Below are 22,824 nucleotides of genomic sequence, written 5' to 3'. Positions count from 1 at the left end.
CCAGGTAGTTAATCTGATTAAGAAATATTTTCCAAAAAACTTTTGGTAATACTATTTTCTGCTCTTGTGTAAATATAAGTTTGGGGTTCGGTTAGTTTTTCGGTTCTGAATATTTTTGCCGCCCGATACCAAAAGTCTGTATCCTCTCCATAGGCAATATGATTAAATCCTTTCACCTCAAAAAACACCTGTCTCTTCCCAAAAAATGTTGGACCTAAAACACATTCTCGGAGATTAATTTTTTGACCTGGTTGAAAATAATCTGCAACCAAAATCTCTTCTTCAGCTGCAAATCCCCCTTCAATCAAATCAATTTCTGGATTAGCTTTCATATATTGAATTCGCGCATCCAAGTGATTGACTTTGTACGCATCATCACTATCTAGAAATGTTATGTATTTGCCGAAAGATGCTTGGATACCAGCATTTTTAGCATACCATAGCTTCTTATTTTGATGTTTCAAATACCGGATATTTGGAAATTGTTGAATATAAGGATTGACAATTTCAAAAGTATTATCTTGGCTGCCGTCATCAACTATAATCAGTTCCCAATTTTTAAAACTTTGAGCAATAACACTATCGATGCAATTGTTTAAGTATTTTGCTCGATTGTAGGTACAGAGAACAATTGATACTTCATGATTGAAATCAAAAACTACAGTTTGCATTGTTAAATCATCTTAAATCATCATTGTATTGTTTGCAAAAAAATCCCAACAATAAGTTCTAATATGTGAGACGAAAATAAACTTGTTCTAAACATTTTCATAAATAATTTAATTTCTCCTCACACTTTGAGATTTACTTTTCAGCCAAAATACAAGTTGCGACGGGATAATCTGGATGATAAGCGTCTAGTTCTTCAAATGTCAGTTCTTCTACGGCTATTCCATGATAACTAGCTATTACAGTGGTCGGATTGCCATAGACATATAATTTCTGTTGAGAGAAGCTTCTGAATATCCAGGCGAAAGCATCAGGTAAAGGTCGCCAATAATCAACGGGAGTAGCATGAACTCTAATCGCACTTGGTACCATCGCAAAACATTTTCCACCAGGTTTTAGCCAAGTGTAAATGTTTTCCACCACTACCCAGGGGGCATAACAGTGTTCTAGGACGTTAAAAATTATCACTGAATCAAGAGATTCTGGTTTGATAACGGATACATCGTGAGCATCCCCAACTATATCTACTCCTGGACCTGCTTCTAAGTTGAGAATCTGATATGAAGCACCTGGATTAATTTGATAAAAATCTTTATCTTTTGGTGTTCCTCCTATTTCCAAGATATTGCCCCCGATTTGGGTTTGAATTTCCTGAAGAAATTTGCTGAGATAGTATCTATCGACGGGTTTACCTCTTGTCAATCCAAATGCTTGACAAATAGGAACTGTTTTTTTCAAATCACCCCAATCTATTGAACCTATAGCAGGAGATAGGAAGCCAAGATTTTCTAGGCATTCTACTAATTTACGAAAGTCTTCTATATTCTCAATAGATTCTAGGTCATCTTTTAATTGATACTGGGAAAATAGTTGTGGCAAGATTTGATAAGTTTCTCTACTTAATGAACCAAGTTCAAACTGCATTTCTTTTTCAATAAAACTGCGAAAGCCTTTACCAAAAATCGTCAGGCTGCCATCGGCTAAAAAAACTATAGCATCTTGAAGAAATTGTTCATATTCATTTAGCTCTTGAATAACTCTATCTGCAATAGAAGCTGATTTAATTTTTTGAAATATTTGGTAAGCATTCTCTAATGAATGTTCGTGAATAAATATTTCTAGTATTGTCAGCCACGATTTGGCTTGAACAATTTCTGCTGTTCGCTGACTCCAAGCAAAAATTGCATATAACTGCGAATCTTCAATTTTCAAAAATATATTAGTTACATACTTTTTTTGCATACAATTAATCACTCAAAGATTTTTAATAAGGAGGATGATTTAGGCATTGTAAGCTATTTTTGAATTTATCTATAATGACAGTTCACAGATTATGCAAAGAAGATTTTCTCTTTTTCTACAGTAAATCTAGTACGGCTTGGTGGTGATTCACATTGATGGCAATCGTCAAGCACCGACTCCGCTCAATGATACGATTATTTGTGAACCATTGGCAGAGGACGATGCTTTAATTTTGTTCCATGATTTAATTTATCCTGATGTAGCACAAGGCTTAGACTATTTAAAGGAAAAAGGTTGGAATACAATTATTTACCAAACTATGCAAATTATGGGGGCTGCTTGGCGTGGGAATGTTGAGCCAGTAAAACATCAGCCATATCCGAAAATTAATTGGAATTTACCAAAGCATTTAGCAAATTATTCTGTGAGTGGATTATCACTGTTTAACCAGAAGCGGATCTGATTTTAACTTAATCTAGATGCGCGATCGCTAATATTCCCGTATCCCCATCTAAAGTTACCTCTACACCCACTGGTAATGCCGCATTGGGACTATCGTGGCCAAAAGGCAAATCAGAGACAATTGGAATACCCAAATCACCCAAGCGATCGCGCAATACTTCTTCTACACTAAAACTAGATATAGTTGGTGGCGCTTCACAGCGAGTAAAACCCCCTAAAGCAATACCGCAGACTTGAGATAAAACACCGCTCAAACGCCACTGTGTCAACATCCTGTCAATCCGATAAGGTGCTTCTGTAACATCTTCCAACGCCAGAATTACACCATTTAGATGTGGCAGGATGGGTGTACCCAAAAGGTGAGTAGCCACCGTGAGATTCCCTGGTAATAAAGTACCATTAACCACACCGCCACCCCAACCGCAACCTTTAAGAGGAGTGAAAGAACTACCTTCTATCCAATCAAATAATCGCTTAATTGACCAATCTGGTTCATCTGCGAAAGTTGTCATTACGGGTCCATGAACGCCGGAAATTCCTGCTGTATAAAGGCTCCATAATAAAGCTGTAATATCAGAAAAGCCTATGAGCCACTTGGGAAGCGCTGAGGTTGACCAATTCCAATCTTCTAAGATGCGGGTGCTGCCAAAACCACCTCTGGCACAGAGAATACCACGACAATTAGGATCTTGCCATGCTGCTGCTAGCTGTTGACGGCGATTTTCGTCTGTTCCAGCTAGATAACCCCATTTGTCATCTATCTGGGGACTGACTTGTAATTGATAACCACGCGATCGCCAAATTTCTAGACTCTGTTTAAATTCCTGGAATTCTCGCAAAGCACCACTAGGGGCAATTACTCGTAGTAAGTCTCCAGGTTTTAGGGGCGGTGGTAAGATTTTGGCTGGCATGAAAAAAGTTATGAATGAAAAGTATAATATTAACAATGCTGTAACTGTGTTAACAACACAACAACTTCATCAATTGCCTGCCGTACAACTGTTGCAGATTGATCCGACTGATTGACGATAATACTAAAAACTAGCGGCTCATATTTCGGTGCATTCATATATCCAGATAGAGAAACTACACCCGTTAACGTACCTGTTTTTGCTTGTACAATGCCCTCAGCAGGTGTATCTTGAAAGCGGCTTTTCAGAGTTCCACTTTTACCAGCCACGGGTAAAGATGCGCGATATATATATGCTGTTGGGGTTTTTGCCATTCCCCGCAGAGTTTGTACAAAAGCTTCTGGTGTCACTAAGTTACGACGTGATAAACCTGAACCATCCACTAAAATGTAATTGGCTGGATCGACCCCCAATTTAGTTAAACTTGCTTTGACAACTTCTAAACCAACATCAGCACTAGTCTGATTTTTCAGTCTGGTTTTTTTCACAGCTAATGCTCTCAGCAGTGCCTCAGCATAAAGATTATTACTATTTAAATTAGTTTCTGCTAATAATTCAGCTAAAGGTGGCGACTCTACAAATGCTATTTCACCTTGATTCACACCACCATTTACTACTAATGTTTGTCCCAAAGTAATTTTTTCTGTTACTAAAGCAGTACGGAAGCGTCGTAAGAAGTAATAATTAGGATCAACTACAGGCAAATCTATTAAAGAGGGTTCAGAATTTGTTGTCAGTTGTCCTTGAATTCGTAATACTGTTCCTGATAATTCGCGGGTAACATTGACATAGCTTGGTTGATTTTGGGGAAGGGTTACTGACTGATTAATTACCCGCCACTGTTTCGCTTCGCCAGGATCAATCCACACCACTTGCAAAGATTTACCTACAGCCTGTGGTACAAGTTTGAAGCTAAAAATATTTTGATTCAGAATAAAACTGCTGACTGGTACGCCATCACTTGACTGCACATCTTCCCATTGCCAGGTGGGATTAACAATATCACCTTGAATATAACTATCATCAGCAATCAAACGCTGAATTTGGGTAATACCTTTCTGTTTTAATTGCTGTGCCAATTTTTGCAGTTCAGTATCACTTAAGCTAGGATCTCCTCTTCCGACAACACGTAAAACACCATTGCTATTCTGATAAATAGAGGTGCGAATCCGAAAATTAGCACCCAATTCCTGCAACGCAGCTGCTGTTGTCAGCAATTTGAGGTTAGACGCAGGAGTAAAATATTTTTGAGCATCTCGACTGTAAAGAGTTTGTGCGGTTGACAGGGGTTGTATCAAAATTCCCCAGCGCCCCCGACTAAATAAGGGACGATTGATTACAGTATCTATCGCTGTTCCCAGTTGGCTAGAGCAAATTGATTTTGTGGTAGTTGTTGGTGCAACTGAGGTTTGTGCTTTCGCAACTCTAGAACTAAATCCTATCTGGCTAGTCAAAAATATTAACAAAACACCCAATGGTTGATTTAAAATCTTAAGTCTCACCAATTTTCCTAATCCCAAAGACAGATATTTTTACCTTGTGAACAATTTCTTTCCGGAAAGAGAAGAATTAGCTCAGTAAAGTTACTTAATTAGTATAGGGAAGATGTTCACATGTTTCATACATAGGCGATGTCTACGACGGGCTGCGCCTACGCACAAACATAATTTATGGGATTACAAAATAGAAACGTAAGTCAACCTGCATATACAGAAATACGAAATCGAGGCAACGGCGTGAGTACATTTTTATCTGGTGTAGCTGTATTACTCTCTACTTTGGCTTTGGGATGTAGCGGCTATGTAGCTTATGAAGTTTTCACGTTACGGCAGACACTAAATGCTACTAATACAGCCAGTAGCAGCATTCTCACTCAAGTGCCAAGTTTTACAGCTACAACTTCTCCACAAGGAACAGTCTCACCATCCCCAGTTAATGCTACAACTTCAGCAATTAGCCCTGGTCAATTTGTGCAGCCTGCTTTTGGCAAAAAGGCAGAAGTTGAGTTACTTTCAGCAAAACGAATTAAAGATCCAGAAACTGGAAACCGTGATGTGGTAAATCTGCAAATGCGTATTCGTCGCCTTGCCACAGACGGAGTTGTTGGTAGCGATATTATATCGGTTGCTAGTACAACAGCCCGCAATCCTGACACTAGCGTAACCTACAAAGGAGTTGCTCTTAATCGCTCAACAGGAAGCGTTTCTTTATTCCCAGTACGTCCACAAGCCTCCGCAGATGCTTATATCTGGCTAAGAGTTCCCGATGGGATCAATAAATTGGACATTTTTGTGCCAGATACAGCCGCATTTAAAAATGTACCAATTTCATTTTAGCTAGCTAACTGATATCAAATAACTCCCCATCAAGGGGAGTCATTAGTGATTAGTCGTTGATTATATAAAATAATGCTTTAGTTATCTAAACAGTAGCCTTCAAGTGTAAGCAGCAGTCTGAGAGATAACCAAATTTCCAAAACCCTTTTTAATTACTTTCTCTTTCACTCCAAGAGCAATTTCGCTGACTGCTATTTTGGGTAAAAAGTAATTGCTCATGGATATTTTACCCTTTTGTTCGACTACTACGACGCGTAGGTGGCTGTGGTGGAGGTGGTTCTTGAGATTTTAGCTTGTCATCATCAGTCAAAAATTCTACATGGAAACATTTTTGGTAATAGTGCCAACCCAAAATGACAATAGTAGCATCACCCATAGAAGTCTTTTCTACAGCTTGATTAGGGAATTTAGCGGCTAAGTTTTTCAATTCTTCCTCCTCCCAAAGAACAATTTGCTCACGGAACTTAGCCCAAGGTGTGGTTTCATCAGCTGCATAAGTCATAATTTCGGCAAATTTTTGAGCTGCTATACGTTTACTTTCTGAATTTGCTATTTTAGCCTGTGCAATGTGATTACCTGTTTCTATAACAGCAGCTAAAGATAGTACCAGCGTTGTTGATTTGGCGATTTCTACCTGAATTTTTTGATTTACACGCTCAAAATCCCATTCATTATTACCAGCAGTTTCTCTACCTGGAACTTTTAACCAAACGTATAAAAGCGATGTATCAATGAGTAACACCTTTCTCATATTAATAATTATTCATTACGAGAGAGGCTTCTTTCAATCGCACCCTTAGTTGTCATATCACCCAAAGAATATGATGCAAATAACTTAGAAAAGTTTTCAATATCTTCTAAGAGAGTAAGTTTGCTTTCTCCAGTTTCAGAATCACGGTGTGCAACAACCACAAAAGGAACTATCTCTGGGCTTAAAGCATCAAGTAAAGCTGGGTTATGCGTAGTCAGTAAAATATCAATTTTTCTTTTGCTGCCAATCTCTTGCAGTATTTTTACTAGCAATTGTGCACGCGAGGGATGAAGACCATTATCTATTTCTTCAATTACTAGTTGGCTACGTTCTGGTCTGATAAGTAATGCTGTAAGAATTGCTATAAAACGTAAGGTTCCATCTGACATAGTTCTAGCATCAATTTCTGTAATATGACCAAGTTTCCATTGTTCCTGGCAGTAAAGCATGGCATCAGTAGCAAATCTGCCAAACTTTTCTGCCCATACTTTTTGACTATGACTTTCTGGTAAATCTTTTACGTAGGTAGACAGCGTTGATTCTACTTCTTTTTTCCGTTCATCAGGTAATGTTGCTAGCACACCCGCAATATTAGATGCATCACTTTCAAAAGTGTCAGACAAGCGTGAATAATAACGCATTTTTGAAGGTACAGGATTGAGAATTAATATATTTTCTAACTTAGAGATTACATAATCTTTAATTTGTTGCTGGAAGGTTGCATATTCATTATATATATTTTTAAAATCTTCAGTCTGAGTATCTATTTGTATAGGATTATTATTGATATTTAAACTCTTTTTAAAATTCATTATTTCATTTATATTAATAGGAGAGTTTACTTCTTTTAATCCACTTCTAGTTGGAAAATGCCAACTTTTAGCATTAATTATATTTAAATAATTATTTAAAGCATTTTCACTTAATATTTGAAGTTCGATATATTCTTCGATAACTCTAATTTCAGGGATTGTTTGAATTTTTATAACATACAAGTAATCAGTTTTTCCATCTTCATCTGCAACCAACGCTTTTAATGTAAATTCTTTCTCTGGTTTAAGTGCAGCCCACTCTACGCCACCACGAATAGATGAAAGTATTTTATCTCCTGCTAAAGCTGCTTCAATATTCTCACCTCTAGCAATTCTTTGTAAAAATTCTAACGCTTCAACCACATTAGATTTACCACTGGCATTTGTACCAATCAGAACAGTCAAAGGGTCAAGTGGAAGCTCTGCATAACGGAAACTTTTCCAGTTTTCAAGAATGAGTTGCTTAAGCATGATAAACTCCAAAACTCTACCTACTTAAATTTAGCTCCTAACAGTAGCGTAGGCAAAGCCCGCCGCAGGCATCGCACAAGATTTTTCTTCTTCAACATCTCAGCAAAAAAACAGCAAAGCCAGCAGACAAAGTAAAAAATTGCGTAATTACTCTATCTAACTGGCTACATCTCACTGTGATTTTGGCGATTTATTTTTCTGGCGGTAAATCTACACTGTAAAGAGTTTTCCCTGCCAAGTTACGCAGTGTTACTGTCATCACTTTTGTATTTCCATCAATTTTAACTCCTCCAAAGAATTGCAAACCTTCACTTGGTGGTCGATTTGCTTTTGTATCTGGAGGAAGGCTTTGAAATACCAGTTGTGGCCCAAAGGTATTTTCCAATTGGTTAGGCCCAAATGTACCAGAGTTAAGCGGCCCGGCGACGAACTCCCAAAAAGGCTTGAAGTCGGTAAACTGTGCTTTAGCGGGGTCGTAATAGTGGGCTGCTGCATAATGTACATCAGCAGTTAACCAAACAACATTCTGGATATTTTTGTTTTTGATAAATCGTAGCAAATCGGCAAGTTCTAACTCTCTTCCTAATGGTGAACCATCTCCATTAGCCCAAGCTTCAAAATCTGTGCTACCGTCTCTAACTATCAGTCCCAAAGGCATATCACTAGCAATCACTTTCCATGTTGCTTTTGCTGACAGCAATTGCCTTTTCAACCATTGCACTTGTTTTCTGCTCAAAAAATCTGTTTCTTTACTTGGTACCGCCTGATTATTGGGACTATTTGGCCCCCGATAGGTGCGCTCATCCAGCATGAAAATGTCTAATAATGGGCCATAGTTGAAAGAGCGATAAATTTTCGCTTTCTCTGGATTATTGCTTTCATATCCAATAGGCAGATATTCTAAAAATGCTTGTCTTGCCCTTTGAGCTAGCAAGTTAACATCCTTAACTGTATAACGGTCATCGTTGAGGATAATTTGTCCAGGATACCAATTGTTTCTGGTTTCGTGGTCGTCCCACTGTGCCAATATGGGAACTTCAGCATTGAAACGCTTGATGTTTTTATCCAGCAAATTGTAAATATAGTTGCCACGAAATTCTGTAATAGTTTCTGCTACTTTGGATTTTTCTGGTGTAGTAATGTTTTTCCAAATAGTGCCGTCGTCTAAAGTCACTTCTGATAGAATCGGGCTATCAGCATAAATATTATCACCCGAATGGATAAAAAAGTCGGGATGAAGTTGGCGCATAGTTTCATAAATTCTCATCCCACCAAAATCAGGATTAATTCCCCATCCTTGACCGGCGGTATCGCCACCCCAAACAAAGAATATATCTCGTCCAGATTTGGGGGGAGTTCGGAAAGTACCATGAAAAGGAGCGCTGCAAGTATGCTGATAATCTAAATCTTGGAAAATCACCCGATAAAATAATTTTTGGTCTGGTGGCAGGTTCGTTAAATAAAGTCGTGCTGTAAAGTCGCTATTTTTTAAAGCATTAGGCCCCACAACTCGCTGCACGTTGCGAAAAGATTCGCTAGTAGAATATTCTACGATCATTTTGGTGGAGCGATCGCTCCGACTCCAGATGACAATGCTATCGTTAGATATATCGCCGCTAGCTACACCATAAGGTATGCCAGGACGCATTTTATCAGAAGTGATGATTGCAGGTGCTTTGCCAAAAACTGGTGATTTAGCTACAAGATTTGTGGAAATAATTCCATCGGCTGTGATAGCTGAACGTAGCAAAAACTGACGCCGATTTAGCTTCAATTGGTGATGCAATTTCATACTAAATAATAGCAACCTTAAACTAAAGTATTACAAGATAAGTGTTTACCACACGTTGTTATGTCAATAAGTAAAGATTGAGTTATCTAAGGGTTAATAAAATATATTTAGTTTGATGTAATCAGAATGGTAGTATTTATTAAGAGCAAATTTATCTATGACTGAAACAGAAAAGGATATAGAGCAACTAAATTTATTAATGAGCTTGTTAATTTTTAATTTTTAATTCGGAGCGAAGCGACGTGACTGCTGCTGTCTTTCTAGAAAACGTCTACAAGTTTTACAATAATGTACCTGTAGTTAATGACCTGTCATTCCAAATTGAAGCGGGAGAGATATTTGCTCTACTTGGCCCAAACGGTGCAGGGAAATCAACTACAATTCGGATGCTGACTACACTCACAAAACCGTCCCAAGGACGCATAGAAGTAGGTGGATATGATGTGATGAGCCAAGCAACGTTGGCAAAACAGAGTATTGGCGTAGTCTTGCAACAAGTCAGTGTGGATAACGATTTAACTGTCTGGGAAAATATGGAACTGCACGGGAGGCTACATCACATTAGTAACCCGCAGCGACAAAAATTAATTAATCAATGGCTAGAATATGTTGAGCTAGCAGAAAAACGTGATGATTTGGTAAAAACCCTGTCTGGGGGTATGAAACGACGGTTGCAAATTGCGAGAGCCTTATTGCATCAACCGCAAATTTTGTTTTTAGATGAACCAACAGTAGGACTAGACCCCCAGACCAGGCGACGCCTCTGGGAAATTATTCGGGATTTAAATAAACAAGGGATGACGATGCTACTGACGACCCATTATATGGATGAGGTCGAATTTTTGTGCGATGCCTTTGGTTCTACCAAGCCAGGACGAATCGGTATTATGGATGGCGGTAAACTGATTTCTTTGGGAACTTTACAGCAGCTGCGTTCTGCTCACGGTGAAGGTTTGGTGATGAAACAATTAGGTGCGTCTAATGTCGGAAGCGATAGCGTTCGTAATTGGGAATATCTGTTTTTCCCATCCTTGGAAGCAGCAAATATTTACTTAAATGAACAGCCCGATAAAACCGGAATGATGGTGCGTCCCTCTAATCTGGAAGATATTTTTGTGGAATTAACGGGACGCCAGTTAGATTAACCTCATCCTCCTAACTGCCGCAGCATGGCTTCTACCCTTTCTACGCCATCTGAGTCATTGCGCCGCTTGTACAAGTCACGGGCTTTCTGAAGCAAGCTGTTTGCTTGTTTGGCTTGTCGTCGCTGTTTATACATCGAACCCATCAACTCATAAGTCTGGGCATTGTTTTTATCCAAATCGATTGCTTGTTGGTATGCCCAGGTAGCTGCATTATAGTCTCCCATACGCGATTGTGTCACAGCCAATCCTAAATAGGCATTGACGTTGTTACGGTTCAGCTGTATAGCACGACGGTAGCCTTCCTTTGCGCCACGTGTGTCGCCCAAATTGGCTTTGATGTAACCCACAGCGTAGTAAAAATCACTATTGTTAGGGTTGATAGCGATTGCCCGACGATAAGCTGTTAATGCTGCCTGGTAATTTCCCTGTTGAGCGTATAAATACCCAATACCTGAATGAATTTTAGCATTCTTGGGATCTAGTCTAGCTGCTTGCTGATAAACAGCGATCGCACCACCATAATCCCCGCCATTCACTAACCTCCGTCCTTCCTCCAGCAATTGCTTTAACTCTGGGTTTTTGGCCTGCGCCACTAATACTTGAGCCTGAGCTACTGAAGGTATGGTCAAAGTAAAACATCCTAGTAACACCACACTAAACACGAATGATGTTGGCTTGTACACAGTAAATTTCCTGAAATTTTAGAGGACTTTTTTCTTGTACATTAAAACAAAAATATGGACTTTTGAAAACTGTATTTCTTCGTATTGATTAAGATGTTAATAGTTCATTTTTCTTTGCTTTACATTTAGCATTACATAACAGAGTTTTTACTGAAGGATGAAGTGTCAGGGATCGAGGAGCAGGTGAAGATACCCTACATATAAACCAGTACTATAGCAAAACGACACATCTTTTAATCAGTAGTTATACGTGTTACCCAGAAAAACTCAACAGCCATCTGACTTAATCCTAGATTCTGATGCAGCAAGCTTATAGGCTTTGACAAAACAATTAAAAATAGAAAATTAAAAATTAAAAATGGAAAATTATGAATAAAACTTTAGTTGTGGAATACAAGCCCACTTTAAAAAAGAATTGCTCCGAGGCGCGCAGCATGTTCGCGTAGTGTCTCGTAGAGAGGCGCAAGGCGTCAAGAGTTCCAGAGCTTGCAGCTTAAGTCGTGGAATTGAATTTTGAATTTTGTTAGCGCAGCGTTAACGAGTCCACGTACTCTTACAGAGAAGCAAGCTACGCGCAGCGTCTCGTAGAGAGCGTCATTTTGAATTTTGAATTCGAGCGAAGTGAGTGACTCTGTATCCAATCTTTTCTGACATTTTTAATCCTTAATACTAGCTTTTGAGAAGTTATCATCCAGGCATTTATATCCTTTTTTGGTTATTCAAAGGTAAGATACATCTAAACTGTAAAATATTTCATTAATCTGTTTAGGACAACACTAAAGCCGAAAGCGCAATCTAAAGTTGTGTGAAAGGATGTTTATCCAACCTGTATTCTGTAATAATAGTTACAATTATTAAAGTATTTATCAAAATACTTTAATAATAAATATCAAGAGATATCCCATATTAAGAGGTTAATTTATGATTATAACTACTACTGATGTAATTCAAGGAGCCGTGATTGAGTCATATTTAGGCATTGTGACAGCAGAAGTAGTCTACGGCAGCAATTTCTTGCGGGATTTTTTGGCTGGGATTCGAGATATTATCGGTGGACGCACTGCTAGCTATGAGCGTCTATTTGAGCAGGGTCAACGCAAGGCATTAGAAGAATTAGAACAACGCGCACAACGTTTAGGGGCAAATGCTGTAATTGGGATTGAAATTGATACTGGCACAATAAATCTTGACCAGTCAGGAGTGCTTTTGCTGATTACTGCCACAGGCACTGCTGTGAAGATGCGTTAATGTGTGATGATTTTTACTTTTGACATTTATTACAAAGCTTTAGTTAGATTAAGTCTAATGGCATACATCGTTAAAGCAGGTTTTTGATGGCTAGATAATAGTTATATTTAAGTTAAGAGTTTTTAGATAGAAATTTTAGAAAAGAAATACATAAATAAACACTAAATTATATTAAAAATTGTTAAATTAAGTTTGTTTTTTTCTAGCTAAAGATAGACCTATTAAATCTTTCTATTGATAGAGATTAAAACACAACATTTAGTTATTTAATTTGAAGCATAAAGATAAATATACCTGAGCAGGAACTTTGCTGAAACAGCACTGGAGAACATAAGCGATGTCATACGTAAATCGGACAGGCAATGACGTTATATCTACTGATACTGTGGTAGCAGGTCGAGTAGCTGAATATCACGACCGTGTTCGCTGGGGGCCAATTATTGCTGGTTTGTTGGTTTCTTTGGCTACACAATTAATTTTGAGTTCTATCATTGCTGCGGTTGCGGCGGGCACTGTTGCAGGTTCAGGTGCACCCAGAACAATTGCCCCTAACGCTGCGGGTAATGCAGGGCTTTGGTCAACTATCGCTTTACTAATTTCCCTATTTACTGGTGGTTGGGTTACAGCCCGTGCTTGTGGTCCCATGAACCGCAATACAGCTCTTCTTAACGGCGCAATTCTTTGGGCAACGACTTTGGCAGTTAGCTCATGGCTTTTAGCAAGTGGAGTATCTGGTGCTTTTGGTGTTGCTGCTTCTAACGCAGGAGAAGTCATAAACCAGGTACAACAGCAAGGTGGTGTTAATGTACCACAAGCAAACATAAGTGCCCAACAAGCTCGTGAAACGGCAGCTAATATACGTTCGGGATTGTGGTGGTTTGTGTTTGGTTCTTTGTTGGGTTTAATAGCCTCAATGATTGGAGCCGTAACTGGTGCTCGTACTCCTCGGACTAACAATTACAATGCTTAAATAATTGTTTGAAAAATCAAATGTTATTTATTTTTAAATAAAGGCACCTTTATTAAGGTGTTTTTTGTTTATTATTTCAAGTTGGCATTTGTAGCGTCTTAATTAATTCTGCTGTTGCTAAAACTTGATAGGTAAGTAAACTCGTAGTAATGACTTTAGTCCTTATTTTTTAGGCACTAAAGTCCTTACTACAAAACCCTCTTATAGCGGTTCCCAACCTAGTGAGGTACGTTTTCAACCCTACTAACCTTGTTAAACAAGATGAGGGTGTACCTCAGTAAATGAGGAAACGCTATAAAAACTTGATAAAGTATTAATTTAGTACAAGATAAAAAATATTTAAAAATTTTTAGTCAATACTGCGGGTTTGATATTCATATATTTTTTCTACATTCTACATAGAGCATAAATTTTACTGTTTTTATATAGTAAATTTGCCAGTAAATAGCAACAAATGTTCTCGCTCCAATACGGTTGAGTTAAGAAATTTTGGTATTGATTTTAAACTTGTAGAGATGTAAAATTTTGCTTCTCTAGCAATAATCTTGGGCTGAACTGAACAGTATCGCAGCATGGCACCATACTTTCTTTATCTCTTAAAATCGCGCTTCTAAAAAACAGAAATGTTTCTTAGAAGTGTGATATTTTGTATAGTTATTTTTTACAAGTAAATGCAATGAAAATTTTACTACCGCAGATCACCATTTCAGATATGAACCTTCAATTCCCTGCTCACGTCGAATTTTGCCATCTTTTTCAAACCAGGCAATTACTTGCTGTGCTGTCAAATCTTCAATAGTAACACCGTACTCTTGGGCAATATGCTTCAAAAGCTTCAGTGATGAAATTGTCAATCTTGTTAAAAACTTTTCTGGGGAAGACAACAAGGCTGCATCTATTTTTGCTGACTCTTCCAGAGTTAAAAATTGTGCTGATGGTTGCTGTGGTGGTACATCCATAAATGCTATCTCAAACTTAGTTGATTATTGATAATAGGTAGTTGCTATTCAGCTATTATCCATTACCACGGCTAGATGTAAACTGAATTTATCTATGATAATTTTACTGGCGAATTTGTACCAAATAGCCACAACGGTGTTCGCCATCAATAATCCAGTGGGTGCGTTCTACGGTACAATCAGGTAAGACGGCTGCAAACATTTCTAATTCGTGACCACAAATGCTGGGGAAAGACTCGGCAACGTTAGAAATGGCGCAGTTATGCTCCATTAAAATAAAGCGATCGCTCTCAAAGCAGTCATTCACATCAACAGGGTGATACTCCGCCATGAAGCCTTCTGCTTTTCTCAACTCTACTAAGTTGGCTACACGTTCTCGCAGTGAACCATTACCGACGCGAACCCGGTATTCTTTGGCTTTGCGCTGCCACTGTTTCTCTAAAATCGATTTAAATTGGTCGTGTCCTACCGTTTCGGCTAAGGTGTCTAGCAGCGAAACCGCAAAATTTCCGTGGCCATCACCAAAGCGATCGCTCATTGTTCGATGCAAGCGATCACGTCCCTGACGACTCAGTTGATAAAGGTGCTGCGGACGCCCCATACCTGCCGCCTGTACTGATGTAGAATACAAAACTAGCTCCTCAGTCTCCAAATCCTTGAGATGGCGACGAATCGCTTGGGGGGTAACGTCTAAAAGTTCAGCTAGCTCCAAAGCCGTTGCTTTTTCGTGTTTGTGCAGATACTCTAGGATATCTTGCTTGGTTGAGGACTGGTGGGTAGTCGCCATCTTATAGTTGCTGCAAGACGTTCAGCGAACGTCCCAAAAATTTCTTTGAAAATTTGACTTTGACAACATTGTTGTTGTTAATTTAGCGTAAAATGAAGATACATTAAACAACAAAACTGTTGTTTTACTCTCCACCACTATTCTAGCAGCCGTGTAATCATTCCGTAACGCGAGATGGGAATCGGCTAAAGAAAAGCCCAACTCCCATCCTTATAAAGATTCAAGTTCCGAACACTAGAGATTATTACCGATGAGTGCCACTGTCAAAACCTTAGTCAACCAACCCTACAAGTACGGCTTTGTCACAGACATTGAGGCCGACACAATTGAGCGTGGACTAGACGAGGACGTTATCCGCTTGATCTCCTCTAAGAAGAACGAGCCACAGTTCATGCTGGACTTTCGTCTCAGAGCTTATCGCCAGTGGCAAAAAATGACGGAACCAACTTGGCCGAATGTCAAGTATCCGCCAATCGATTATCAGGATATCATTTACTACTCAGCGCCGAAACGCAAGAAAGAAAAGCTGAACAGCTTGGATGAAGTCGATCCAACCCTTTTAGAAACCTTTGAAAAGTTAGGCATTTCCCTATCTGAACAGAAACGACTAGCAAATGTCGCCGTTGATGCAATTTTCGATAGCGTCTCTGTTGCCACTACATTTAAAGAAAAGCTAGCAGAAGACGGCGTTATTTTCTGTTCGTTTTCGGAAGCGTTGCAAGAACACCCAGAACTGATTAAAAAATATCTGGGTAGCGTTGTTCCCATTGCTGACAACTACTTTGCCGCCTTGAACGCCGCTGTATTTAGCGATGGTTCCTTTGTCTACATTCCTAAAGGCGTGAAATGCCCAATGGAACTATCTACCTACTTCCGCATCAACTCTGGTGATACGGGACAATTTGAGCGGACTTTGATTGTCGCCGAAGAAGGTAGTTATGTTTCTTACCTCGAAGGTTGCACCGCACCGATGTATGACAGCAATCAGTTGCACGCTGCTGTTGTGGAACTCGTCGCCCTCGACAACGCCGAAATTAAATACTCCACCGTGCAAAATTGGTACGCTGGAGATGCTAATGGTAAAGGCGGTATTTACAACTTTGTCACCAAGCGCGGTTTGTGTCAGGGCGTAAATTCCAAGATTTCCTGGACTCAAGTAGAAACAGGTTCGGCAATTACTTGGAAATATCCTAGCTGTGTGTTGGTGGGTGATAACTCTGTGGGTGAGTTTTACTCGGTGGCGCTGACAAATCATATGCAGCAAGCTGATACTGGCAGTAAGATGATTCACGTAGGTAAGAATACTCGCAGTACAATTATTTCTAAAGGAATCTCCGCAGGTAAATCCAGCAATAGCTACCGGGGTTTGGTGAAAGTCAACCCGACGGCAAAAGGGGCGAGAAATTATTCTCAGTGTGACTCGATGCTGATTGGGGATAATGCCCATGCGAATACTTTCCCTTATATCCAGGTGCAAAATAACACTGGCAAGGTGGAGCATGAAGCTTCTACTTCCAAGATTGGGGAAGATCAGTTATTCTACTTCGCTCAACGGGGTATTTCCTCAGAAGATGCAATTTCGATGATGATTAGCGGCTTCTGTAAGGATGTTTTCAATCAGCTACCGATGGAGTTTGCTGTGGAAGCTGATAAGTTGTTGAGTTTGAAGTTGGAAGGGAGTGTTGGATAGCGTTTGTAGTCATCACTTTATTGCTGTCAAGTCGCTAGAAACCGAAAAAATTAACGCTTGTAGTCAGCACTTTAGCGCTTTCCTCTAGCGCTAAAGTGGCTACTACGAACCAAAAAAGAAGAGAGAGAAGATGATTATTGAAAATAGTGAAATTGTGCTGTCAGTACGGAATCTGACGGCTAATGTTGATGGAACACCGATTCTTAAAGGTGTGAATCTTGATGTGCGATCGGGTGAAATTCATGCGATTATGGGGCCGAATGGTTCTGGTAAGAGTACCTTTTCTAAGGTGTTGGCTGGGCATCCGGCGTATGAGGTGACTGGCGGTGAGGTGATTTTTCAAGGACAAAATCTGTTGGAGTTGGAACCGGAAGAACGCGCCAGAAGTGGTGTATTTCTGGCGTTTCAGTATCCGTTAGAAATTCCGGGTGTGAGCAATTTAGATTTCTTGCGGGTGGCGTACAATTCCCGGCGTAAGGCCCAAGGTTTAGAAGAAATAGACGCTTTTGATTTTGACGATTTGATTGAGGAAAAGCTGGATGTGGTGAAGATGAATCCCAGTTTCCTGAGTCGGAGTTTGAATGAAGGGTTTTCTGGTGGTGAGAAGAAGCGGAATGAAATTCTGCAAATGGCCCTGCTAGAACCAAAGTTGGGAATTTTGGATGAGACTGATTCGGGTTTAGATATTGACGCGCTCAGAATTGTGGCCAATGGGGTAAATCAACTGGCAAATCCAGAAAATTCTACAATTTTGATTACCCACTACCAACGGTTACTCGATTATATTGTGCCTGATTTTGTGCATGTGATGGCGCAAGGGCAGATTATTACGAGTGGTGGTAAAGAACTGGCGCTGGAATTAGAGTCTCGCGGTTATGACTGGGTGCTAGAAGAATTTGCAGCTGAGGTGGGTGTGTAATGAGTATTCAAGTATCTCCTAGTCCAATTCCGAATTCAAATGCAGTCAGTTTAACATCAATGTTAGATAGAGATGATTATCTGACTGGGTTGTTAAATCAAGTAACTGCAACTAAAACAGAAGGTTGGTTGCAGGAATTACGCCAAAGTGCTGCTAATTGGGTACGTCACTCGATTATCCCAACTACTCGTGAGGAAGAATGGCGATTTACTGATTTGTCGTCTCTGCCAAAGCTGCAATTTAATGTAGAGAGGGTAAATTATGCGTCTTTAGAATTTGATATTTTGCCAGAAGCGGCTAATAGTCGTTTGGTATTTGTTAATGGCGTTTTTGTGCCGGAGTTATCCGCAGTTACAGATTTACCATCTGGAATTGTGGTGAGTAATTTGGCTGGCTTACCTGTGGTTGAGCAGCAAGCTGTACAGCAGTATTTAGCTCAAGCTGAGGGAGCGCAGGAAGTTTTTACTGCTCTCAACACGGCTGGGATAACTGATGCAGCTGTGGTGTGGGTGAAGAAGAATGTGGTAGTTGAAACGCCAATTCATCTGGTATTTATTTCGGTTGTGGGTGAGACGGCGACGATTTCGCAGCCGCGTTGTTTGGTGGTGGCGGAAAGTGGTTCGCAGGTGACGTTGGTTGAAGAGTATACGAACCACCAAGGCGCAGAGAAAGAGAGAGTATATTTCACCAATTCGGTTACGGAAATTTGGGTTGCTGACAATGCCCAAGTGAGTCACACTAGGGTTGAGCGAGAAGGTGCAGAGGCTTTTCATATTGGGAAAACTGCGATCGCACAAGCTCGTGATAGTCGATATACAAGTCATGCCATAACTTTAGGTGCAAAGTTGTCACGGCACAATTTAGAAATTTTGCAAACTGGTGAGCAGACACAAACTACTCTCAATGGGTTGACGATAATTTCTGGTAAGCAGTTGTCTGATACTCACAGTGCGATCGCACTCAATTATCCTCACGGTACAAGTGACCAATTGCATAAATGTATTGTAGGCGATCGCGCTCATGCGGTGTTCAGTGGTAAAGTTTTTGTACCCAAACCAGCGCAGTTGACAAATGCAGCCCAGTTGAATCGCAATTTACTGCTATCATCTAAAGCTAGAGTTGATACCAAACCCCAATTGGAAATTACGGCGGATAATGTAAAGTGCGCCCACGGTGCTACCGTTAGCCAATTGGAAGATGATGAAATATTTTATCTGCAAAGTCGGGGAATTGATGAAAACGATGCTCGGAAGTTATTAATTAACGCCTTCGCTGCTGAAGTTATCAACCAAATACCAGTTCCTTCTCTGCGAGAAATCCTTTTAAACACAGTCAATAATCTCAAGTCCCTGACTAATGAGTAATAATTAATCTACCAATGACTTTCACCTCTACCAAAACCCTTGCTGATAAAGTTCGCGCTGACTTCCCGATATTGCATCAGGAAATCAACGGAAAACCCCTGGTTTATCTCGATAATGCTGCGACATCACAAAAGCCTTTGTTGGTGTTAAATACCCTACGGGATTATTACGAACACTATAATGCTAACGTGCATCGAGGTGCCCATTCCCTGAGTGCTAAAGCTACTGATGCTTATGAAGGTGCTAGAGATAAAGTTGCCAAATTCATTAATGCTGCATCCCGTCAGGAAATCGTCTACACCCGAAACGCAAGTGAAGCGATTAACCTAGTAGCCTATAGCTGGGGAATGAATAATTTGCAGCCTGGGGATGAAATTATTCTGTCGGTGATGGAACACCACAGTAATATTGTACCTTGGCAATTGGTAGCACAAAAAACGGGTGCAGTACTGAAGTTTGTGGAACTGACACCAGAAGAAACTTTTGATTTGTCACAGTTTAAAAAGCTGATTTCCGACAAAACAAAGTTGGTGTCGGTGGTGCATATTTCTAATGCTTTGGGTTGCATTAATCCAGTGGAAGAAATTGGTGCGATCGCTCACGAATACGATGCTAAATTCTTAGTTGATGCTTGCCAAAGTGTTCCCCACTTCCCGATTGATGTACAGAAAATAGATTGTGATTGGTTGGTAGCTTCTGGTCACAAAATGTGCGCCCCAACTGGGATAGGATTTCTGTATGGCAAGTTGGAATTGTTGGAATCAATGCCACCATTTTTTGGTGGTGGTGAGATGATTGCAGAGGTATATTTAGACCATTCCACCTATGCAGAATTACCGCATAAATTTGAAGCTGGTACACCTGCAATTGGAGAAGCGATCGCACTTGGTGCTGCGATCGATTATCTTAGCAGCATCGGCATGGATAAAATCCACGCCTACGAAGCAGAATTAACAGCTTATTTGTTCCAACAATTAGAGCAAATTCCCCAAATTAGAATTTACGGCCCCAAACCCAATGTCAAAGGGGAAGGTAGAGCCGCTCTTGCGTCATTCACTGCCGGGGAAGTCCACGCCAACGATTTATCTACATTATTAGATCAAGAAGGCGTTGCTATCCGTTCTGGACACCACTGTACTCAACCATTACACCGTTACTTAGGTCTTGCTGCAACCGCACGAGCAAGTCTATCTTTCTACAACACCTGCGAAGAAATTAATATTTTCATCAAAGCATTGAAAGAAACTCTAGACTTTTTTGCAGGTTTTTCTAGTTAAAAGTAGACAAGATTTTAGATGCTAATTGTGCCAGTTATTAACTAACAATAGTTGGCACAATTTTGTTGTTTCGATTATTTACAGGAGGAACTAAAGTGTCATACAGTGACTTTACTTTAGATAGAGTTAGGAAAACCTTTAGCTTAACTATTTCTGATAAAATTGATATATTTGCATCTGTACATAAAGTGAACTAACTGGAACTTTTTGAAACTTATTGAGCAAGTGATTGAAATTGATTTGGGCGAGTATTATATTAATGATATAGGTAAAATTATCGGGATTTTATTTAACATCCTGACGGAGAAAGTATTGTAATATGCTTGTCAAGTCAACCCTTGGGGAACAAAGAACAGTCTTACACAACGTTAGCTGGGAAACCTTTGAAGCCTTGCTGAGAGATACAGGTGAGCATAGAGGTTCTCGGTTTGCTTATGACTGCGGTGTTTTAGAAATCATGACTCCACTTTTGGAACACGAAAATCCTAAAATTCAGTTTGACCGATTTATATTCGCTTTAGCTGAAGAACTGGGAGTAGAAATTAAAAGTGCTGGTTCTACAACACTGAACCGACGATTAGCACTTCGAGGTATAGAACCAGATAACTGCTATTATATACAAAATGAATTGAAAGTCAGAGGTAAGGTAACGCTAAATTTAGAAACAGATCCGCCGCCTGACTTAGCAATTGAGATTGACATTACCAACAGTTCAGTTAACAAATTGGGGATTTATTCAGCGTTGGGTGTAACTGAACTTTGGAGATACGACGGGCAAAATTTAAAGTTTTATCAGTTGATAGAAGGGCAATATCTAGAGTGTAAGTCTAGTATTGCCTTTCCTATAGTTTCAGTGAGTGAGATAAGTAGATTTATTGAGCAGAGTAAAAGTATGGGTGAAATTGTTTTGTTAAAATCCTTTCGGACTTGGATGAGGGAGAAGATAAGGTAGTTTACAAGAGCTACTATCAACTAAGAAAATTAACACTAGCTTTGATAAAATATTGTGAAATAATATAAATTTAGGATATTTTAATAGTTAGCTATTAATTGGAAAAGTTATCATGATAAAACTCAACATAGATATTGACTGGATAATAGAAGTATTAAAAAACTATAATGAATTGGGTGAATTGATTATAGATATGGAAAGTAAAGTCATCCACCTATCTAAGGATAATGAAATTAATGATTTAGATTTTGAAGAATTAGAGTCTGGTAATCGGTATCTCCAAATACCAGATTTATGTGATGGTAGCAATGACATGGAACTTTTCATCGAAAATATAGAAGATCCTACACTACATTTACAGGTGGAAAATGCATTTAATGGAGGAGGAAGAGGACATTTTAAACGAGTCAAATATATTGTTGGTGATACTTGGGCAGAATTTGAAAATGAACAAATAAAAAAGCGGTTAACAGATTGGTTAGAATCAGTAGGTATTGAGATAATCAATGATGATGCCTTAGATAAAATAAGAATTCATAGCAGCATTTCAAATAACAGTCAAATTCAAGAAGAAATTCCAGAACCTAATAATACTGACACTTTAGATAATATTATTGATGATTTTGATCCAGAAAATATTCAGGATGCTAGAAAAAAAATCGCTACATCAATTACTCGTCGCCAAGGTCAGCCTAAATTTCGTCAGCAGTTGCTTGTAACTCATAACGGGAAATGTGCCATTTCTGGGAGTGATGTAGAACAAGCCCTGGAAGCAGCACATATTATTCCTTATCTTGGTTCAGAGACTAATCACCCTTCCAATGGTTTGCTTCTTCGGGCAGATTTACACACTCTATTTGATCTGAATTTGATTGCAATTGACCCAGAAGAAATGACGGTACTAATTGCTCCAAGTCTACGCGGTAAATATTGTGAGGAATTTATAGGTAAAAAAATTTATATTCCTGAGAATCCAATGTATGCACCGAGTAAAAAGGCATTGAGAAAGCGGTATGAGCAATGTGAGTGGCTCAAACAATTAATTCCTGTACCATCTGAATGTGTAGCCGTAGCATGGCGATTTACAGGTGATTATGAAGGAGAATATTGTACAGTTATATTTTGGTCTGTTCGGCTTGTTGGTTATGAATCTCTTTATTGGTGGACTAATAAATTTGTCGGCAACCAATCTACAGACTTTGAAAAAGTGAAAAAACAATCGATTGAAATAGCCGAAACTAATAAACTTCCTTTACTGTGGGGTGTAGGTCACTTGGTTAAAGCTGGATAAGGGGTTTGTGCATCTGCTAGTCATCAGCCTATGTCACCTCAAAACGGCTTTGATTACCGTCTATGTAATTTTTATTCAGTAGATGATCAAGGT

At 39.4% G+C, this 22,824-nt stretch carries 21 protein-coding genes; 11 read left to right on the top strand and 10 right to left on the bottom strand.

The window, feature by feature from the left end:
- Positions 1-17 precede the first annotated feature (17 nt).
- Together V7K60_RS26260 and V7K60_RS26255 are read right to left on the bottom strand one after the other, a co-directional pair.
- The gene (locus V7K60_RS26260) at positions 18-671 is read right to left on the bottom strand and encodes a glycosyltransferase family 2 protein (RefSeq protein WP_334929808.1); all 654 of its coding nucleotides are present in this window, start codon (positions 669-671) and stop codon (positions 18-20) included.
- A gap of 133 nt (positions 672-804) precedes the next feature.
- The gene (locus tag V7K60_RS26255; RefSeq protein ID WP_334929806.1) at positions 805-1,911 is read right to left on the bottom strand and encodes a class I SAM-dependent methyltransferase; all 1,107 of its coding nucleotides are present in this window, start codon (positions 1,909-1,911) and stop codon (positions 805-807) included.
- Positions 1,912-2,050: 139 nt separating this feature from the next.
- On the opposite strand from V7K60_RS26255, the gene V7K60_RS26250 reads away from it, so the two are divergent.
- A complete protein-coding gene (locus V7K60_RS26250; protein WP_334929804.1) occupies positions 2,051-2,374 on the top strand; it encodes a hypothetical protein in 324 nt (107 codons plus the stop codon).
- A gap of 7 nt (positions 2,375-2,381) precedes the next feature.
- Here the strand turns inward: V7K60_RS26250 and V7K60_RS26245 are convergent, their stop codons facing one another.
- Together V7K60_RS26245 and dacB are read right to left on the bottom strand one after the other, a co-directional pair.
- Positions 2,382-3,284 carry a S66 peptidase family protein gene (locus V7K60_RS26245; protein WP_334929802.1) on the bottom strand — a complete coding sequence of 301 codons (903 nt, stop codon included), beginning with the start codon at positions 3,282-3,284 and terminating at the stop codon, positions 2,382-2,384.
- Between the two features lie 29 nt (positions 3,285-3,313).
- Positions 3,314-4,786, bottom strand: coding sequence for a D-alanyl-D-alanine carboxypeptidase/D-alanyl-D-alanine endopeptidase (dacB, locus tag V7K60_RS26240; protein ID WP_334929800.1), 1,473 nt, complete (start codon positions 4,784-4,786; stop codon positions 3,314-3,316).
- Between the two features lie 234 nt (positions 4,787-5,020).
- On the opposite strand from dacB, the gene V7K60_RS26235 reads away from it, so the two are divergent.
- Positions 5,021-5,620, top strand: a complete 600-nt coding sequence (locus V7K60_RS26235) for a hypothetical protein (protein WP_334929856.1) — start codon at positions 5,021-5,023, stop codon at positions 5,618-5,620.
- Positions 5,621-5,846: 226 nt separating this feature from the next.
- Here the strand turns inward: V7K60_RS26235 and V7K60_RS26230 are convergent, their stop codons facing one another.
- The 3 genes from V7K60_RS26230 to V7K60_RS26220 form a co-directional block, all read right to left on the bottom strand.
- Positions 5,847-6,371 carry a hypothetical protein gene (locus V7K60_RS26230; RefSeq protein ID WP_334929798.1) on the bottom strand — a complete coding sequence of 175 codons (525 nt, stop codon included), beginning with the start codon at positions 6,369-6,371 and terminating at the stop codon, positions 5,847-5,849.
- A gap of 8 nt (positions 6,372-6,379) precedes the next feature.
- Positions 6,380-7,654 (bottom strand): AAA family ATPase, encoded by a 1,275-nt coding sequence (locus tag V7K60_RS26225; protein ID WP_334929796.1) that lies wholly within the window; start codon positions 7,652-7,654, stop codon positions 6,380-6,382.
- Between the two features lie 190 nt (positions 7,655-7,844).
- The gene (locus V7K60_RS26220; protein ID WP_334929794.1) at positions 7,845-9,446 is read right to left on the bottom strand and encodes an alkaline phosphatase D family protein; all 1,602 of its coding nucleotides are present in this window, start codon (positions 9,444-9,446) and stop codon (positions 7,845-7,847) included.
- Positions 9,447-9,688: 242 nt separating this feature from the next.
- On the opposite strand from V7K60_RS26220, the gene V7K60_RS26215 reads away from it, so the two are divergent.
- Positions 9,689-10,591, top strand: a complete 903-nt coding sequence (locus V7K60_RS26215; protein WP_334929792.1) for an ABC transporter ATP-binding protein — start codon at positions 9,689-9,691, stop codon at positions 10,589-10,591.
- Between the two features lie 2 nt (positions 10,592-10,593).
- Here V7K60_RS26215 and V7K60_RS26210 read toward each other — a convergent pair whose 3' ends face one another.
- A complete protein-coding gene (locus tag V7K60_RS26210; RefSeq protein WP_334929790.1) occupies positions 10,594-11,274 on the bottom strand; it encodes a tetratricopeptide repeat protein in 681 nt (226 codons plus the stop codon).
- A 921-nt stretch (positions 11,275-12,195) separates the two neighbouring features.
- Between V7K60_RS26210 and V7K60_RS26205 the strand changes: the two genes are divergently transcribed.
- Both V7K60_RS26205 and V7K60_RS26200 read left to right on the top strand, forming a co-directional pair.
- Positions 12,196-12,522 carry a YbjQ family protein gene (locus tag V7K60_RS26205; protein ID WP_012411120.1) on the top strand — a complete coding sequence of 109 codons (327 nt, stop codon included), beginning with the start codon at positions 12,196-12,198 and terminating at the stop codon, positions 12,520-12,522.
- A gap of 337 nt (positions 12,523-12,859) precedes the next feature.
- Positions 12,860-13,492, top strand: coding sequence for a hypothetical protein (locus V7K60_RS26200; protein ID WP_334929788.1), 633 nt, complete (start codon positions 12,860-12,862; stop codon positions 13,490-13,492).
- 698 nt (positions 13,493-14,190) lie between these two features.
- Here the strand turns inward: V7K60_RS26200 and V7K60_RS26195 are convergent.
- The gene (locus tag V7K60_RS26195) at positions 14,191-14,451 is read right to left on the bottom strand and encodes a hypothetical protein (RefSeq protein ID WP_334929786.1); all 261 of its coding nucleotides are present in this window, start codon (positions 14,449-14,451) and stop codon (positions 14,191-14,193) included.
- A 103-nt stretch (positions 14,452-14,554) separates the two neighbouring features.
- Positions 14,555-15,238 carry an iron-sulfur cluster biosynthesis transcriptional regulator SufR gene (gene sufR / locus V7K60_RS26190; protein ID WP_334929784.1) on the bottom strand — a complete coding sequence of 228 codons (684 nt, stop codon included), beginning with the start codon at positions 15,236-15,238 and terminating at the stop codon, positions 14,555-14,557.
- A 250-nt stretch (positions 15,239-15,488) separates the two neighbouring features.
- Between sufR and sufB the strand changes: the two genes are divergently transcribed.
- The 6 genes from sufB (at position 15,489) to V7K60_RS26160 (ending at position 22,731) form a co-directional block, all read left to right on the top strand.
- Positions 15,489-16,928, top strand: coding sequence for a Fe-S cluster assembly protein SufB (sufB, locus tag V7K60_RS26185; RefSeq protein WP_334929782.1), 1,440 nt, complete (start codon positions 15,489-15,491; stop codon positions 16,926-16,928).
- Between the two features lie 130 nt (positions 16,929-17,058).
- Positions 17,059-17,847, top strand: coding sequence for a Fe-S cluster assembly ATPase SufC (gene sufC, locus V7K60_RS26180; RefSeq protein ID WP_334929780.1), 789 nt, complete (start codon positions 17,059-17,061; stop codon positions 17,845-17,847).
- Complete coding sequence (sufD, locus tag V7K60_RS26175) at positions 17,847-19,211, top strand: Fe-S cluster assembly protein SufD (protein ID WP_334929778.1); 1,365 nt, start codon at positions 17,847-17,849, stop codon at positions 19,209-19,211. Before sufC ends, sufD begins: the two co-directional genes overlap by 1 nt.
- 14 nt (positions 19,212-19,225) lie before the next feature.
- Entirely contained in the window at positions 19,226-20,488 is a 1,263-nt protein-coding gene (locus V7K60_RS26170; protein ID WP_334929776.1) for a cysteine desulfurase, read from the top strand.
- A 319-nt stretch (positions 20,489-20,807) separates the two neighbouring features.
- On the top strand, positions 20,808-21,440 hold the full coding sequence (locus tag V7K60_RS26165; RefSeq protein WP_334929774.1) for a Uma2 family endonuclease: 633 nt from the start codon (positions 20,808-20,810) through the stop codon (positions 21,438-21,440).
- Positions 21,441-21,552: 112 nt separating this feature from the next.
- Positions 21,553-22,731, top strand: coding sequence for a UPF0158 family protein (locus tag V7K60_RS26160; RefSeq protein WP_334929773.1), 1,179 nt, complete (start codon positions 21,553-21,555; stop codon positions 22,729-22,731).
- Positions 22,732-22,824: the final 93 nt, after the last annotated feature.

The sequence above is a fragment of the Nostoc sp. genome (assembly GCF_036917555.1).
Classification (GTDB): Bacteria; Cyanobacteriota; Cyanobacteriia; order Cyanobacteriales; family Nostocaceae; genus Nostoc.
This window is presented reverse-complemented; position numbering and strand designations above follow the sequence as displayed.

What these genes read in the sequence shown, in the direction of transcription:
- V7K60_RS26260 (WP_334929808.1), bottom strand. Translation starts at nt 671, where the DNA reads ATGCAAACTGTAGTTTTTGATTTCAATCATGAAGTATCAATTGTTCTC.
- V7K60_RS26255 (WP_334929806.1), bottom strand. Translation starts at nt 1,911, where the DNA reads ATGCAAAAAAAGTATGTAACTAATATATTTTTGAAAATTGAAGATTCG.
- V7K60_RS26245 (WP_334929802.1), bottom strand. Translation starts at nt 3,284, where the DNA reads ATGCCAGCCAAAATCTTACCACCGCCCCTAAAACCTGGAGACTTACTA.
- V7K60_RS26230 (WP_334929798.1), bottom strand. Translation starts at nt 6,371, where the DNA reads ATGAGAAAGGTGTTACTCATTGATACATCGCTTTTATACGTTTGGTTA.
- V7K60_RS26225 (WP_334929796.1), bottom strand. Translation starts at nt 7,654, where the DNA reads ATGCTTAAGCAACTCATTCTTGAAAACTGGAAAAGTTTCCGTTATGCA.
- V7K60_RS26220 (WP_334929794.1), bottom strand. Translation starts at nt 9,446, where the DNA reads ATGAAATTGCATCACCAATTGAAGCTAAATCGGCGTCAGTTTTTGCTA.
- V7K60_RS26205 (WP_012411120.1), top strand. Translation starts at nt 12,196, where the DNA reads ATGATTATAACTACTACTGATGTAATTCAAGGAGCCGTGATTGAGTCA.
- V7K60_RS26200 (WP_334929788.1), top strand. Translation starts at nt 12,860, where the DNA reads ATGTCATACGTAAATCGGACAGGCAATGACGTTATATCTACTGATACT.
- V7K60_RS26195 (WP_334929786.1), bottom strand. Translation starts at nt 14,451, where the DNA reads ATGGATGTACCACCACAGCAACCATCAGCACAATTTTTAACTCTGGAA.
- sufR (WP_334929784.1), bottom strand. Translation starts at nt 15,238, where the DNA reads ATGGCGACTACCCACCAGTCCTCAACCAAGCAAGATATCCTAGAGTAT.
- sufB (WP_334929782.1), top strand. Translation starts at nt 15,489, where the DNA reads ATGAGTGCCACTGTCAAAACCTTAGTCAACCAACCCTACAAGTACGGC.
- sufC (WP_334929780.1), top strand. Translation starts at nt 17,059, where the DNA reads ATGATTATTGAAAATAGTGAAATTGTGCTGTCAGTACGGAATCTGACG.
- sufD (WP_334929778.1), top strand. Translation starts at nt 17,847, where the DNA reads ATGAGTATTCAAGTATCTCCTAGTCCAATTCCGAATTCAAATGCAGTC.
- V7K60_RS26170 (WP_334929776.1), top strand. Translation starts at nt 19,226, where the DNA reads ATGACTTTCACCTCTACCAAAACCCTTGCTGATAAAGTTCGCGCTGAC.
- V7K60_RS26165 (WP_334929774.1), top strand. Translation starts at nt 20,808, where the DNA reads ATGCTTGTCAAGTCAACCCTTGGGGAACAAAGAACAGTCTTACACAAC.
- V7K60_RS26160 (WP_334929773.1), top strand. Translation starts at nt 21,553, where the DNA reads ATGATAAAACTCAACATAGATATTGACTGGATAATAGAAGTATTAAAA.